This is a genomic window from Streptomyces sp. NPDC048338 (assembly GCF_043201055.1).
Lineage (GTDB): Bacteria > Actinomycetota > Actinomycetes > Streptomycetales > Streptomycetaceae > Streptomyces.
Genome location: NZ_JBICYQ010000011.1, coordinates 16,297 through 28,853, shown reverse-complemented (window position 1 = coordinate 28,853; position 12,557 = coordinate 16,297). Strand labels below are relative to the sequence as shown.

At 73.4% G+C, this 12,557-nt stretch carries 14 protein-coding genes; 7 read left to right on the top strand and 7 right to left on the bottom strand.

Annotation, left to right across the window (positions count from 1 at the left end; genetic code table 11):
- Nucleotides 1-86 precede the first annotated feature (86 nt).
- The gene (locus ACGFZF_RS24635) at nucleotides 87-992 is read right to left on the bottom strand and encodes a LysR substrate-binding domain-containing protein (protein ID WP_356602561.1); all 906 of its coding nucleotides are present in this window, start codon (nucleotides 990-992) and stop codon (nucleotides 87-89) included.
- Between the two features lie 74 nt (nucleotides 993-1,066).
- Between ACGFZF_RS24635 and ACGFZF_RS24630 the strand changes: the two genes are divergently transcribed.
- Nucleotides 1,067-2,134, top strand: a complete 1,068-nt coding sequence (locus ACGFZF_RS24630; protein ID WP_393557358.1) for a DMT family transporter — start codon at nucleotides 1,067-1,069, stop codon at nucleotides 2,132-2,134.
- A gap of 71 nt (nucleotides 2,135-2,205) precedes the next feature.
- Here ACGFZF_RS24630 and ACGFZF_RS24625 read toward each other — a convergent pair whose 3' ends face one another.
- Entirely contained in the window at nucleotides 2,206-3,537 is a 1,332-nt protein-coding gene (locus ACGFZF_RS24625) for an aminotransferase class I/II-fold pyridoxal phosphate-dependent enzyme (protein WP_393557356.1), read from the bottom strand.
- 35 nt (nucleotides 3,538-3,572) lie between these two features.
- Between ACGFZF_RS24625 and ACGFZF_RS24620 the strand changes: the two genes are divergently transcribed.
- Together ACGFZF_RS24620 and ACGFZF_RS24615 are read left to right on the top strand one after the other, a co-directional pair.
- On the top strand, nucleotides 3,573-4,235 hold the full coding sequence (locus ACGFZF_RS24620) for a pyridoxamine 5'-phosphate oxidase family protein (protein ID WP_393557354.1): 663 nt from the start codon (nucleotides 3,573-3,575) through the stop codon (nucleotides 4,233-4,235).
- Nucleotides 4,236-4,245: 10 nt separating this feature from the next.
- Nucleotides 4,246-4,893, top strand: a complete 648-nt coding sequence (locus tag ACGFZF_RS24615) for an FMN-binding negative transcriptional regulator (protein WP_393557352.1) — start codon at nucleotides 4,246-4,248, stop codon at nucleotides 4,891-4,893.
- 61 nt (nucleotides 4,894-4,954) lie between these two features.
- Here ACGFZF_RS24615 and ACGFZF_RS24610 read toward each other — a convergent pair whose 3' ends face one another.
- Together ACGFZF_RS24610 and ACGFZF_RS24605 are read right to left on the bottom strand one after the other, a co-directional pair.
- Entirely contained in the window at nucleotides 4,955-5,935 is a 981-nt protein-coding gene (locus tag ACGFZF_RS24610) for a DMT family transporter (protein ID WP_393557350.1), read from the bottom strand.
- A gap of 41 nt (nucleotides 5,936-5,976) precedes the next feature.
- The gene (locus tag ACGFZF_RS24605; protein ID WP_393557348.1) at nucleotides 5,977-6,579 is read right to left on the bottom strand and encodes a Clp protease N-terminal domain-containing protein; all 603 of its coding nucleotides are present in this window, start codon (nucleotides 6,577-6,579) and stop codon (nucleotides 5,977-5,979) included.
- A 196-nt stretch (nucleotides 6,580-6,775) separates the two neighbouring features.
- Between ACGFZF_RS24605 and ACGFZF_RS24600 the strand changes: the two genes are divergently transcribed.
- Nucleotides 6,776-6,985, top strand: coding sequence for a hypothetical protein (locus tag ACGFZF_RS24600; RefSeq protein ID WP_393557346.1), 210 nt, complete (start codon nucleotides 6,776-6,778; stop codon nucleotides 6,983-6,985).
- Nucleotides 6,986-7,071: 86 nt separating this feature from the next.
- Complete coding sequence (locus ACGFZF_RS24595; protein WP_393557344.1) at nucleotides 7,072-7,500, top strand: SRPBCC family protein; 429 nt, start codon at nucleotides 7,072-7,074, stop codon at nucleotides 7,498-7,500.
- Between the two features lie 160 nt (nucleotides 7,501-7,660).
- Here the strand turns inward: ACGFZF_RS24595 and ACGFZF_RS24590 are convergent, their stop codons facing one another.
- A complete protein-coding gene (locus ACGFZF_RS24590; RefSeq protein ID WP_393557342.1) occupies nucleotides 7,661-8,272 on the bottom strand; it encodes a PadR family transcriptional regulator in 612 nt (203 codons plus the stop codon).
- A 99-nt stretch (nucleotides 8,273-8,371) separates the two neighbouring features.
- Here ACGFZF_RS24590 and ACGFZF_RS24585 point away from each other — a divergent pair, with 99 nt between their 5' ends.
- Nucleotides 8,372-8,761 (top strand): VOC family protein, encoded by a 390-nt coding sequence (locus ACGFZF_RS24585; protein WP_384875120.1) that lies wholly within the window; start codon nucleotides 8,372-8,374, stop codon nucleotides 8,759-8,761.
- Between the two features lie 190 nt (nucleotides 8,762-8,951).
- On the top strand, nucleotides 8,952-9,761 hold the full coding sequence (locus tag ACGFZF_RS24580; protein WP_356602580.1) for a PhzF family phenazine biosynthesis protein: 810 nt from the start codon (nucleotides 8,952-8,954) through the stop codon (nucleotides 9,759-9,761).
- Between the two features lie 111 nt (nucleotides 9,762-9,872).
- Here the strand turns inward: ACGFZF_RS24580 and ACGFZF_RS24575 are convergent, their stop codons facing one another.
- Nucleotides 9,873-10,670 carry a CPBP family intramembrane glutamic endopeptidase gene (locus ACGFZF_RS24575; protein WP_393557339.1) on the bottom strand — a complete coding sequence of 266 codons (798 nt, stop codon included), beginning with the start codon at nucleotides 10,668-10,670 and terminating at the stop codon, nucleotides 9,873-9,875.
- Between the two features lie 188 nt (nucleotides 10,671-10,858).
- On the bottom strand, nucleotides 10,859-12,358 hold the full coding sequence (locus ACGFZF_RS24570; RefSeq protein WP_393557337.1) for a glutamate-cysteine ligase family protein: 1,500 nt from the start codon (nucleotides 12,356-12,358) through the stop codon (nucleotides 10,859-10,861).
- Nucleotides 12,359-12,557 lie beyond the last annotated feature (199 nt).

Below are 12,557 nucleotides of genomic sequence, written 5' to 3'. Positions count from 1 at the left end.
GCGGCACCGTCCGGGCCGGCTCGGGCCGGCGGGGACCGGCGCCTTCCGGCCGAACCCGCGTCCCGGGGACGGACGACGCCCCGCCGTCAGCTGTTCAGCGGCGTCCCGGCCGCCCGCAGCGCCTCGACGGCGGCACGGATGGACGGGCGCCGGCCGGCGTCGGTGCGCCAGGTCGCGTAGATGTGCCGCTTCATCTTCTGCCGTACCGGCACGAACGCGATGCCCTCCGGGGCCGGGCCGCGGCCGAGCCGTGGGGTGACGCAGACGCCGAACCCGGCGGCGATCAGGGCCAGCTGGGTGTGGTGCTCCCCGGCGAGGTGGGCGATACGCGGTTCGATGCCCTGCGAGCGCAGGGTGAACATCAGCCAGTCGTGGCAGAACTCCCCCTCCGGCCAGGACACCCAGTCGTCGTCGCCGAAGTCCTCCAGGTCCACCACCTCGCGGCCCGCCAGCGGATGCCCCGCGGGCATCGCGACGTCCGCGGCGTCGTCGAGCAGATGGACGCGCTCCAGGCCGCCGGGCACCGGTGCCCGCTTGTTGCTCCAGTCCAGGACGATCGCGAGGTCGGCGTCGCCCCGCAGCACCTCCCTGATGCCCCGCTCGGGCTCCAGCTCGGAGGTCCTCACGCGCAGCTCGGGGTGGGCGACGCGCAGGGCCCCGAGCGCCCGGGGGAAGAGGCCGCGCGCGGCCGTCGGGAAGGCCGCGATCCGGACCTCGCCCACCACTTGTCCGCGCTGCGCCTCGATGTCCGCCTGGGCCAGCTCCACCTGCGAGAGGATCCGCGCCGCGTGCTCCGCGAGAAGGAGACCGGCGTCGGTGAGGCGCACGCCCCGGCCGTTCTTGGCGAGGAGCTGCTGGCCGATCTCCCGCTCCAGCTTCGACAGCTGCTGCGAGACGGCGGAGGTGGTCACGTGCAGCCCGTCGGCCGCGCCGCTCACCGAACCGTGCCGCGCGACGGCGTCCAGGGTGCGCAGGCGCTCCAGATTCAACATGTAAGCGATACTACGGCGACACCTCCAGGAATTCTCGCTTGTTCTAAGAGATCCGAGGAGTCACCCTGAGGAGCATGAGCTCCGCCACCCCGCCCCGGCCCCTCCCCCGCACCTCACGCGCGGCCCGCCTCCCGCGCATGCTGAACTGGCGCGTCCGCTTCGGCGTCCTGGCCCTGATCTGGGGCTTCAGCTTCCTCTTCATCAAGGTCGGCACCGAGGGCTTCGCGCCCTTCCAGGTCACCTTCGGGCGGCTCCTCTTCGGCACGGTCGTGCTCGCCGTCGCCATCGCGGTCAAGCGCGAACGCCTGCCGCGCGGCGCCCGCACCTGGGGCCATCTCGCGGTCGCCGCGTTCCTGCTCAACGCGCTGCCGTTCTCGCTCTTCGCCTACGCGGAGCTGACGATCCCCTCGACGCTCGCGGACATCTGCAACGCCACGACCCCGCTGTGGGGGATGGTCCTGTCGATGGTCGCCCTCTCCGAGGACCGCCCGACCAGGGTCCGGGCGGCGGGTCTGGGCATCGGCTTCGTCGGCGTGCTGACCGTCCTCGGCGCCTGGCAGGGCTTCTCCGGTCTCGACGTCACGGGCACCTCGCTGGCCCTGCTCGCCTCCGCCAGCTACGCGGTCGGCTGGATCTACGTCCGCCGGACCCTGGCCGGCACCGGCGTCTCCCACCTGTCCCTCGCCGGCTCCCAGGTGGCGCTCGGCACCCTGCAGCTGGCCGTGGTGACCCCGCTGTTCACCTCGCTGCCGACGTCCGTCGAGCTGCTGCCCCTGCTGGCCGTGATCGCCCTCGGCGCGCTGGGCACGGGGTACGCGATGCTCCTCCAGTACGGCGTGGTCGACGAGGTGGGGCCCACCACGGCGGCGATGGTCACGTACTTCATCCCGGTCATCGCCACGGCGGCGGGCGTCGCCCTGCTGGACGAGCGGCTCACCTGGAACACCCCGGTCGGCGCGGTGATCGTGCTGGCGGGCGCGGCCCTGACCCAGACCCGGACCTCGGGCCGGAAGCGGGACCGAACGGCCGGAGGGCCGGAGGCGGTGCCCGCGTCCGCCGCTCCCCCGACCGTCGCCGCTCCCCCGGCCGCCCCGGAGCCCGCACTCGCCGCGTGCACGGCGAGCGAGGCACCGGCGAGGTGACCGTCGCCGCGGGTGGATCCGCGGACGGCTGAGCGGCGACGGTCGGGGGCTCCCCGGCCGTCACACGCCGCTCAGCCGTAACTGCGCGCGGGCGCCGGGCCCGCCGCGGCGGCGACCGCCTCGGCCAGCCGGTCGATCTCGGCCGGGGCCAGCCCGGAGACGGTGAGCCGGACGGCCGGCGAGGCGTCCATCCGGAACCGGGCCCCCGGGGCCACCGCCCAGCCGGCGGCGAGCAGACGCGTGACCGCCCCCGTCTCGTCGGAGACCGGCACCCAGACGTTCATGCCGCTGCGCCCGTGCGCCTCGATCCCGCGCTGCTCCAAGGCTCGCACGAGTCCGTCGCGCCGCTCCCCGTAGGCGCGCGCCACGGCCGGTGTGTCCACGGCTCCCGTGGTCCACAGGTGCACGACGGCCCGCTGGAGCAGCCGGCTGACCCAGCCCGGCCCGAGCCGCTGCCTCCCGAGGACCCGGTCGACCGTCAGCGGATCGCCGGTGAAGGCGGCGATCCGCAGGTCGGGGCCGTACGCCTTGGCCACCGACCGCACCATCGCCCAGTGGCGCGTCGCCCCCGCCAGCGGATGCAGCGGGAGACCGACGAACCCGTGCCCGTGGTCGTCCTCGACGAGCAGGACGTCCGGGTGGTCGCCGAGCACCCGGCGCAGCGCGGTCGCGCGGTCCGCGCCGACGGCCGCGCCGGTCGGGTTCTGCGCGCGGTCGGTCACGATCAAGGCCCGCGCGCCCTCCCGCAGCGCCCGGGCGACCGCCTCCGGCCGCGGCCCGTCGTCGTCGACCGCGACCGGGACGGGCCGCAGGCCGAGCGCGGGTACGAGGTCGAGCAGGCTCCCCCAGCCCGGATCCTCCACCGCGACCGCGTCCCCGGGCCTGAGGTGGACGGCGAGCACCCGCTCGATCGCGTCGAGGGAGCCGGAGGCGACGCCGACGGGCCCGTCGGGGACGCCGTCGGCGTCCAGCGCGGCACGAGCGAGCCGGGCGAAGTCCGCGTCCACGGGGGCCTCGCCGTACATCCCGGGCCGTTCGGACTCCCGCCGCGCCGCCGCGGCGAGCGCCTCGCCCAGGGAGGGCAGCAGGGCCGCGTCGGGATTGCCCTGACTCACGTCCCGCACCCCGGCCGGGGCCTCCACCCGGATCGACCCGCGCGTCGTGGTGGCCGGCTTGGCCCGCACCCGGCTGCCGCGCCGCCCGTCCGTCTCGATGACGCCCCGCTCGCGCAGGGTCCGGTACGCGGCCGCGACGGTGTTCGGGTTCACCCCGAGCGTGACCGCCAACTCCCGCATGGGCGGCAGCGGTCCGCCCGGCTCCAACGCGCCCGTGCCGACCCCGCGCTCCACACTCGCGGCGATCTCCGATGCGCGGCGCCCCTCGATCCGATACTCTCCTAGCACAAACCACATTATGCACTAGTGCAATGGAGAGGGCAATGACGGATTCCTACGAGCCGACCGAGCGGACCGTGCCGACCCGGTCCCGCGACCGCGCCTCCTACGACCGCGCGCTCGTGCACGCGATACTCGACGAGTCCTACGTCTGCCACCTCGGCTTCGTGCGCGACGGCGCCCCCGTGGTCCTGCCGACCCTCTACGGGCGGATCGGCGACCGCCTCTACGTGCACGGCTCCACCGGATCGCGGCCGCTGCGCATGGCGGGCCGCGGCACCGACGCACCGGGCCTTCCGGTCTGCCTGACCGTGACGCACGTCGACGGCCTGGTCCTGGCCCGGTCCGCCTTCCACCACTCGATCAACTACCGCTCGGTCGTGGTCCACGGCACGGCTCACCAGGTCACCGACCCCGAGGAGCTGCGGATCGCGCTCGACGCCCTGGTGGACCACGTCGTCCCGGGCCGCTCCCGCGACTCCCGCCCGGCCAACGCCAAGGAGCTCGCGGCCACCGCCGTCCTGCGGCTCGACCTCGACGAGGTCTCCGCCAAGCTCCGCACGGGCGGCCCGAACGACGAACCCGAGGACCTGGCCCTGCCGCACTGGACCGGGGTGGTCCCTGTCGCCAGGACGTACGGCACGCCGATCCCGGCCGACGACCTCGACCCGGCCGTCGCCCTGCCCGACTACCTCCCCGCCGGCTGAGGGCGACGCCGTGCTCGTCCATCCCTGGGACGCCGTGCAGGACACCGACACGTGGCGGGACTGGCTGGCCCGCCACGACTTCGGGCAGCTCGCCGTCAACGGCCTGCCCGGCGAGCCGCCGTGGGTCCAGCCGATGCACTTCCGGTACGACGCCGAGCCCGGCCCGTACGGCCGGGTGCTCGCCCACCTCGCCCGCCCGAACCCCCTGTGGACGGCCCTGGAGGCCGACCCGACCGTGCTGCTGAGCGTGGTCGACGACTACGTGTTCGTCCCCGGGCCCTGGGCGGCACCCGAGGGCGCCCCGGCCGCGCACGGGACGCCGACCTCGTTCTACGCCGCCGTCCAGCTGCGCTGCACGGCGCAGGTGGTCGACGACCCGGCCGAGAAGGCGGAGCTGCTGAACCGGCAGGTCGCCCACTTCCAGCCCGAGGGCGGCACGGCACCGGTCGCGCCGGACGAGGGGCCCTTCCGGCGGCTCCTGCCGGGCCTGCGGGTGCTGCGTCTGGACGTCACCGACGTGCGCGCGAAGTTCAAGTACGCCCACCACAAGCCGGTGCCGGTCCAGGACCGGATCGCCGAGGGCCTCGCGGCGCGCCGGGGCCCGGGCGACGAGGCCGCCCGGGCCCACCAGCTGGGCCGCCGTCCCCCCACGAGCTGAGGGACCCGTCGGGGGCCCGGCAGGTCGGCCGTGGGAGGGGCCGGTACGCGGCGGAGGGAACCTACGCCCGCTCGGCGGACGTGAGGGCGTCCCGCGGGACGGGGTCCGAGCCGGCCACCGGCCCGGGCATCGGCGCCTTGGGCGTCGAGGACTGGGCGATGAAGGCGCCGACCAGGACGATCGCCCCGCCGAGGATCTGCGGGGCCGCCAGGTGCTCGCCGAGCAGCACCCAGGCCAGGACGGTCGCGACGACCGCCTCCAGGCAGGCGACGACACCGGCGACCGCGGGCGAGAGCCGGCGCACCGAGACGACACCGGTGACGTAGGCGAGGACGGTCGCGACGAGGACGATCCAGGCCAGCAGCAGCCAGGCGGGCAGATGTCCGCCGTTCATGTCGGCGCTGCCGCCGAGGACCGACCAGTCCATGCCCCACGGCCGGGCCACGACGGTGAGCACGACGGCGCCGACGAGCAGCCCGTACGCGATGACGCCCATGGGATCGGCGGCGTCGGACTCGTCGCCGCCGTGGTCGGAGAGGACGAAGTAGCCGACCTGGCAGCAGGCCGCGGCCAGCGCGAGGACCAGGCCGAGCAGGTCGAAGCCGAGGCCCGACCAGATCTGCACGACGCAGGCGAGTCCGCCGACGGCGAGGACGACGCCGAGGGCGGCGGCGCGGGTGACCGGACGGCGCTGGACGAAGCGCACCCAGCCGAGGACGAGGGCCGGGGCGAGGTACTCGATGAGCAGGGCGACACCGACGGGGATCCGGGAGATCGCGGCGAAGTAGCAGGCCTGGACGCCCGCGACGGCGAGCAGGCCGAAGCCGGCGAGCAGCGCCGGCTTGCGGCGCACGAGGTCGCGGTGGCGCCATGCCACCGGCAGCATGAGGAGGGCGGCGCCGGCCACCCTGAGCCACACCACATGGAGCGGGTCGAGTCCCGCCTCGATGAGCGGCTTCGCCGCCACACCTGAACCACCGAATGCGAAGGCCGAGGCCAGGGCGAGTCCCAGGCCGGCGCTTCTCCCCTGAGACGCGTGCATCGGGCCATCATGACAGGACGGCGTCAGGTGCGTAACCCCCGTTACACCTGTTGAGACGGCTCCCCGATCCGGGCCGCCAGCGCGGTCGCGTCGACGCCCGCCCGGCGGAGCACCTCGACCGCCCGGCAGTCGGCGTCGGCGGCGATCGCCGCGAGCAGGTCGAGACCGCGGGGGCGCGCCTCGCCCCGTCGCACGGCCCGCTCCCGGGCGGCGTCGAGCGCTGCCACGGCGGCGGGCGACCAGCCGGACAGGGCGGCGGCAGGCCGGCCGGGCAGGACGACCCCGGCTCCCGGCACGGACGCGGCACCGGCCTCCTCGACGGTGCCCTGCCAGCGCAGCCCGTACCCGATGGACCGCTGGACGAGATAGCCGAGCACCCGGGCGAGCCGGCCACCGCCCTCGAAGGCGGTGCCGACGTCGGGGTCGGACTCGATGAGGGAGTGCAGCAGGTGGGCGGTGTCGATCTGCCGGTCGCCGTCGCGCAGCGCCCTGCGACGGGCGCCCATGACCACGGTCGCGAGCGTGGGGGTCAGTCTGGCCTCGATCTCCGCACGCCGGGCCGCGACGTACCGGGCAGCGGGCTGCGCCGCCGCGGGCTGCCAGGTCGTGGGCTGCCGGGGCACGTGAGGGACGGGACTTTGCACCCTCCCACCTCATCAGGTCACGGCGGCCACGGCGTCACCGGTGAGAAGCATGTCCGCATCCCACCGGAGTGGGGCACGGGTGCGCGGCTCCTCCTCCCTGGGGATGAGATCGCGCGGATCCGGCCTCGGGGGCGCGCGCCGCCTTGCGCCGCGCCCCGTACGCAACCACGGGCCCCTCCCGTCTCGTCCTCCCGGCATGTTCTGGATGGTGGCCCTCCTCGCTCTCGACGGGCGGCAGTACGTCTACCGCGTGTACGCGCCACGGACAGCGCTGCCGGCCGACCTCTTCTGGGCCGCCTTCCACTGCCATGACGAGGGCCGTGGCCCGCGGGCCTCGGACTGCTTCGACGCGGCGCGGATCTGGTGGACCGGGGACGGCGAAGACCTGACGGTTCATCAGTATTGAATGTTCGAGGTCGTGCGGCTACGTTCCGTCGACACCGAAGGCCCATGAGGACACGCGGACGCGTGAACGTGTGAAGGGGTGGTCGTATGGCCGAAGTCAGCGCGGAGGCACGGATCGAGGCACCGGCCGACAGGGTCTGGGCGCAGCTGACCGACTTCGCCTCGTACGGGGAGTGGAACGCCACCCACACCAGCTTCCCGAACGGCGGCCCGGCCACCCTCGAGACGGGTGCCACCTTCGCGGAGAACATGAAGCTGATGGGCTTCCCGGCCGAGGTGACCTGGACCGTGGAGGAGCTGGAGTCCGTCCGCGTCCTGGCCATCAGGGGCAAGGGCCCGATGGGGGTCAACGTCGGCACGCGCTACTCGCTCGCGCCGGACGGGGAGGCCACCACCCTGCGGATCGACGGGGAGTTCACCGGCGCCGCGGTCTCGCTGATGGCGACCAAGCTCAAGGACTCGGCGACGGCGGCGCTGAACGAGTCGCTGCGCAAGTTCGCCGGCCTGGTGGCCTGACGGCACCGTCCCGGACCGCCGGCCGTCGCACCGCGGCCACCCCGGACACGGCACACGACGCGGCCCCTCGGGACCGGTGCGCGGGGCACGCGGCACGAGGACGGCACGACAGGACGGGCCCCGCGGCGGATCGCCGCGGGGCCCGTCCGGCCGTACGCGCTCAGCCCTCGTCGGCCAGGATCAGGTACAGCTTCTTGCGTGCTTCGTTGATCACCTCGACGGCCTTCTGCCGCTGCTCGGCGCTGCCGGTCTTCCAGACCTGGCCGAACGCCTCCATCAGACCGAAGCCGGCCTGCCGGATCTCGTTCACGGCATCCCAGTCGACACCGCGCCCGGCCTCCTCCCAGGGGGCCTCCGGGCCGGACTCGGCCTCGGCGCGGCCGGTGTCGGTGAGCGTGAACAGCTTCTTGCCGCCCTCGCTCTCACTGACGATCAACCCCTCGTCCTCGAGGAGCTGGAGCGTCGGGTAGACGGAGCCGGGGCTGGGCTTCCAGGCCCCGCCGCTGCGCTCCCCGATCTCCTGGATCATCTCGTAGCCGTGCATCGGGCGGTCCTTGAGCAGCGCCAGGATCGAGGCGCGCACGTCGCCGCGCCGCGCCCTCCCCCGGCCACCGCCGCCGCGGCCGCGCCCGCCGGGGAACGGTCCGCCCCGGAAGGGCCCGCCACCGAATCCCGGCCCGAAGGGGCCGAAGGCGGCGCGCCGCCCTTCGAAGTCACCGCGAGGGCCGGGTCCGCAGTAGCCATGTCCGTGTTCGTGTCCATGTGAACGCATCGCAACGCTCCTTCCATCGGGTATGCATCGTTGATCTGTCGCGATGCGTCAACGATATATCGGAACTGTTCGTTTGCCAAGGGTTGAGAGGATCAGGGCATGGCGGACTCACCAGTGCAGATCAACGCCCTCATCGTCGATGCCACCGACCCTGAGCGGCTCGCCGCGTTCTGGTCCGAGTTGCTCGGCAGGCCGGTGGTGGGCCGCATGGGTCCCTACGTGTGGCTGCGGCGCGAGAAGGGCCTCGGCCTGGGCTTCCAGCGGAGCGGCGAGCCCAGGTCGGGCAAGAACCGTCTGCACTTCGACATCAGCTCACCGGACCCGGTCGCCGAGCAGCAGCGTGTCGAGGCACTCGGCGGGCGCCGGCTGGAGGAGTACGCCGACGGCGGGTTCCTGGTGATGGCCGACCCCGAGGGCAACGAATTCTGCGTCATCCCCGACGGTCCCTTCGAACTCGACGACGAGGGGCGCGCGGACTACCTCGCCTGACCGGCGCTCCCACCCGTGTGCGAGAGCCGTCGGCTCCAGGCGGTCACCGCGTCGGCGGTCGCCGCCCCGGTGGCGCGGGGGCAGTCGGTGACCGACGGTCGACGTCCACCGGGGCGAGTCAGGCACATCGGGCCAGTGACCCGGGATTGGCCTTGGCCCGCCACTTCGCCGGCCCGGTAGCGTCCCGGACATGCGGATTCGAATCGTCGACGCCTTCACCGACCGTCCCTTCTCCGGCAACCCGGCCGGGGTCCTGCTCCTGGACTCCTTCCCGGACGACCACTGGCTCCAGAAGGTGGCCGCCGAGGTCAACCTCTCCGAGACCGCCTTCGCGCACCCGCTGCCCGCCGGCGGCGAGGCCGACTGGGCGCTGCGCTGGTTCACCCCGACCACCGAGGTCGACATGTGCGGCCACGCCACGCTCGCCACCGCGCACGTCCTCCACACCACCGGCAGGGCGACCGGGACCGTCCGTTTCGCCGCCCGCTGCGGGATCCTCAGCGCCACGGCCGGCGAGGACGGCACCGTCACGATGGACTTCCCCACCTCGGCACTGACCGCCGTCCCGACCCCGGAGGGCCTGGAGAAGGCCCTGGGCGCGGACGTCGTCTCGGTGCACGACACCGCCGCCCACGTCGGCGACCTCGTGGTGGAACTGCGCGACGAGGCGACCGTCCGGGCCCTGGCCCCGGACTTCGCGGCCCTGACCCGGCTCTCCCGGCGCGGCGTCATCGCCACCGCCGCCGCCGAACAGCCCGATCGCGGCTACGACTTCGTCTCGCGCGGCTTCTTCCCCGCCGTCGGCATCGACGAGGACCCCGTCACCGGCAGCGCGCACACCGCGCTCGCCCCGTTCTGGTCCGCGCGCCTCGGCCGCGACGAGCTGACCGGCTTCCAGGGCGGCGCCCGCACCGGCATCGTGCGGACCCGGCTGCGCGGCGACCGCACCCTGCTGACCGGCCACGCCGTCACCGTCGTCGACGGCGAGCTGCACGCCTGAGGCGTCCGCGAACGCCGGAAGGGGCGTACGGCCGTCGCCGTACGCCCCTTCCCCGTCCCTCGGCCCTCGTCGCCGGCCGGTCCTCGAAGGACCGGCCGGACGGGACGGCCCTCAGGCCGTGGGCAGCCAGCCCACCTTCCCCGCCAGCAGGCCGTATCCGACGAAGGCCACGATGTCGAGCAGCGCGTGCGCCACCACCAGCGGGCCGACGCGCCCCCAGCGGCGGTACAGCCAGACGAAGACGACGCCCATCACCATGTTGCCGACGAAGCCGCCGATCCCCTGGTACAGGTGGTACGAGCCGCGCAGCACCGCGCTCGCCATCAGCGCCGCCGTCGGCGTCCAGCCCAACTGGCCGAGCCGGCGCAGCAGGTAGCCGACGACGATGACCTCCTCCAGCACCGAGTTCTGCACCGCCGACAGGATCAGCACCGGGTACTTCCACCACACGTCCGGCAGCGCCTCGGGGACGACGGTCAGGTTGAACCCGGCCGCCCGCGCCCCGAGGTAGAAGGCGAGGCCGGCGCTGCCGATCCCGGCGGCGACCAGCGCGCCCCGCCTCAGGTCGGGCCACGGCCGGGTCCGGTCGAAGCCGATCGAGCGCATACCGGCGCCCTCGCGCATCAGCAGGTGCGCGACGAGGACGACCGGCACCAGCGCCGAGGCGATGCTGAACAGCTGCCAGGCCAGGTCCAGCCAGGGCCGCCCGGGCGCGAACGAGCCGTTGAGCGTGGCCGCCTGCTCCTTGAGGCCGCCGGGCTTGGTCAGCGACCCGATGAAGCTGATGCAGGCCGACACCCCGCTGGCCCCGAGGGAGAGCGCCAGCACGATCGCCGTCTCGGACCGCAGCACCTTGCGCGGCAGCCCTTCGGGGGGAAACGAATCGGCGACCACTCGTTGATCCGACACCACACCTGTCTCCACTTCCCCATCGCGTTCCGGGTACGGAGATCATGCGTGACGGCCTGCCGCGGGCGCCATTCCCAGGGGGTGTCCTGTCGATCGGGCCGGGACACCGCGAGCCCGGCAAGATCGGCAGGACGCCCCTGGAAGGCGGTCGTCCGCGCCCGGCGCCCTCACCCCGCCGTGCGCCCCGCTCAGTCGATGCCCACCGGCCAGGTGTGCACCGGCTCCCCCTCGTGCATCAGCTCGGCGTAGCGCCGGGTCGTCGCCGCCAGGGCGGCGTCGCGGTCCAGGCCCGACTCCAGCGCCTTGTGGAAGGTGTCGGCCTGCCAGGAGGCGCCGTTGACCCGTCGGCGGCACCGCTCCTCGATCACCCCCAGATAGAAGTCCCGGTCCGCCGGTTCGATGTGCCAGGCGTCCAGGCCCGCCGCGGCCAGCGGCAGCAGCTCGTCCAGGACGAGCCGGACGGCCGGGACGCTCGCCACGCCGCCCGAGCGTCCCGGCCGGGGCCAGCGCAGCTCGGCCTCGATGCCGTACCGGCAGGCCGCGTCGAAGTTCGCGGCCGCGTCCTCGAACGGCAGTCGCTTCCAGACCGGACGGGTCTCCTCGGCCAGGCTGCGGACCAGGCCGTAGTAGAAGGCGGCGTTGGCGACGACGTCGGTGACGGTCGGCCCGGCCGGCAGCACCCGGTTCTCCACCCGCAGGTGCGGAACCCCGTCCACCCATCCGTACACCGGCCTGTTCCAGCGGTACACGGTCCCGTTGTGCAGGACGAGTTCCTGCAGTCGCGGCACGCCGCCCTCGTCCAGGACGCGCAGCGGATCCTCGTCGTCGAGGATCGGGAGCAGCGGCGGGAAGTACCGGAGGTTCTCCTCGAACAGGTCGTACGCGGAGTCCACCCAGCGCTCGCCGAACCAGGTCCGCGGCCGAACGCCCTGCGCCTGGAGCTCCGGCGGCCGGGTGTCCGTGGACTGCTGGAACAACGGAGGACGCGACTCCCGCCACAGCTCACGGCCGAAGAGGAAGGGCGAGTTGGCCCCGACCGCCGTCTGCACCGCGGTCACGGCCTGCGCGGCGTTCCACACCGAGGCGAACCGGCCCGGGGTGACCTGCAGATGCAGCTGGACGGAGGTGCAGGCCGCCTCGGGCACGATCGAGGTCGACGTGCAGGTCAGCCGTTCCACCCCCTGGATGTCGAGGGCGAAGTCCTCCCCCCGGGCGGCGACTATCTGATCGTTGAGAAGCGTGTAGCGGTCCACGTCCGAAAGGTTCTCGAAGACGAGATCGCTCTGCGCGAGCGTCGGCAGAATTCCGATCATGACCACGCCGGCATCGACTTCCCGGGCTTTGCGATCGGCATATCCCAGACCGATCCTGAGCTCCTCGGCGAGCCGGTCGAAAACCCGGCCGCCGATCCGGTGCGGGGCGATGTTCACTTCGAGGTTGAACATTCCCAGTTCGGTCTGGAAATCCGTACTCGCGATCCGGTCGAGCACGGCCGCATTGACCATGCGCGGCATACCGTCCGATCCTGCGAGATTGAGTTCGATCTCCAGGCCCATCAGATTCTGCGGCCGGTCGAACCTCTTCTCCGCCAGAAGCCTCGCGAGTCCCGCCAGACACTGCTGGAGCTTCCTGCGGTACCTCTGCCGATCGGACAGGCCGAACCCGTCTGCCACGACCTTCTCCCCCATGGAAGCGTCCCTCCTCGATTCCGGCGGCTGCGGCGAAGGCCGCGCGTCACGGACGATGATGCCCCGGCCGACTGATCCATAACGTCTGTGCGACACCCCTCTTCGACGGTAGGCTGGGAGAAGCATCCGACGGGCACATTCCGCAGGCACCCGGCAATGGACATATTCCGGAGTCATACGAGCCCGGAAGCAAGGGTCG

Bases quoted from the DNA above. Each gene is read 5' to 3' on its own strand.
- ACGFZF_RS24595 (WP_393557344.1), top strand. From the start codon at position 7,072: ATGGCCGAAGTCAGCGCGGAGGCACGGATCGAGGCACCGGCCGACAGG.
- ACGFZF_RS24590 (WP_393557342.1), bottom strand. From the start codon at position 8,272: ATGCGTTCACATGGACACGAACACGGACATGGCTACTGCGGACCCGGC.
- ACGFZF_RS24585 (WP_384875120.1), top strand. From the start codon at position 8,372: ATGGCGGACTCACCAGTGCAGATCAACGCCCTCATCGTCGATGCCACC.
- ACGFZF_RS24635 (WP_356602561.1), bottom strand. From the start codon at position 992: ATGTTGAATCTGGAGCGCCTGCGCACCCTGGACGCCGTCGCGCGGCAC.
- ACGFZF_RS24570 (WP_393557337.1), bottom strand. From the start codon at position 12,358: ATGGGGGAGAAGGTCGTGGCAGACGGGTTCGGCCTGTCCGATCGGCAG.
- ACGFZF_RS24630 (WP_393557358.1), top strand. From the start codon at position 1,067: ATGAGCTCCGCCACCCCGCCCCGGCCCCTCCCCCGCACCTCACGCGCG.
- ACGFZF_RS24600 (WP_393557346.1), top strand. From the start codon at position 6,776: ATGTTCTGGATGGTGGCCCTCCTCGCTCTCGACGGGCGGCAGTACGTC.
- ACGFZF_RS24580 (WP_356602580.1), top strand. From the start codon at position 8,952: ATGCGGATTCGAATCGTCGACGCCTTCACCGACCGTCCCTTCTCCGGC.
- ACGFZF_RS24620 (WP_393557354.1), top strand. From the start codon at position 3,573: ATGACGGATTCCTACGAGCCGACCGAGCGGACCGTGCCGACCCGGTCC.
- ACGFZF_RS24610 (WP_393557350.1), bottom strand. From the start codon at position 5,935: ATGCACGCGTCTCAGGGGAGAAGCGCCGGCCTGGGACTCGCCCTGGCC.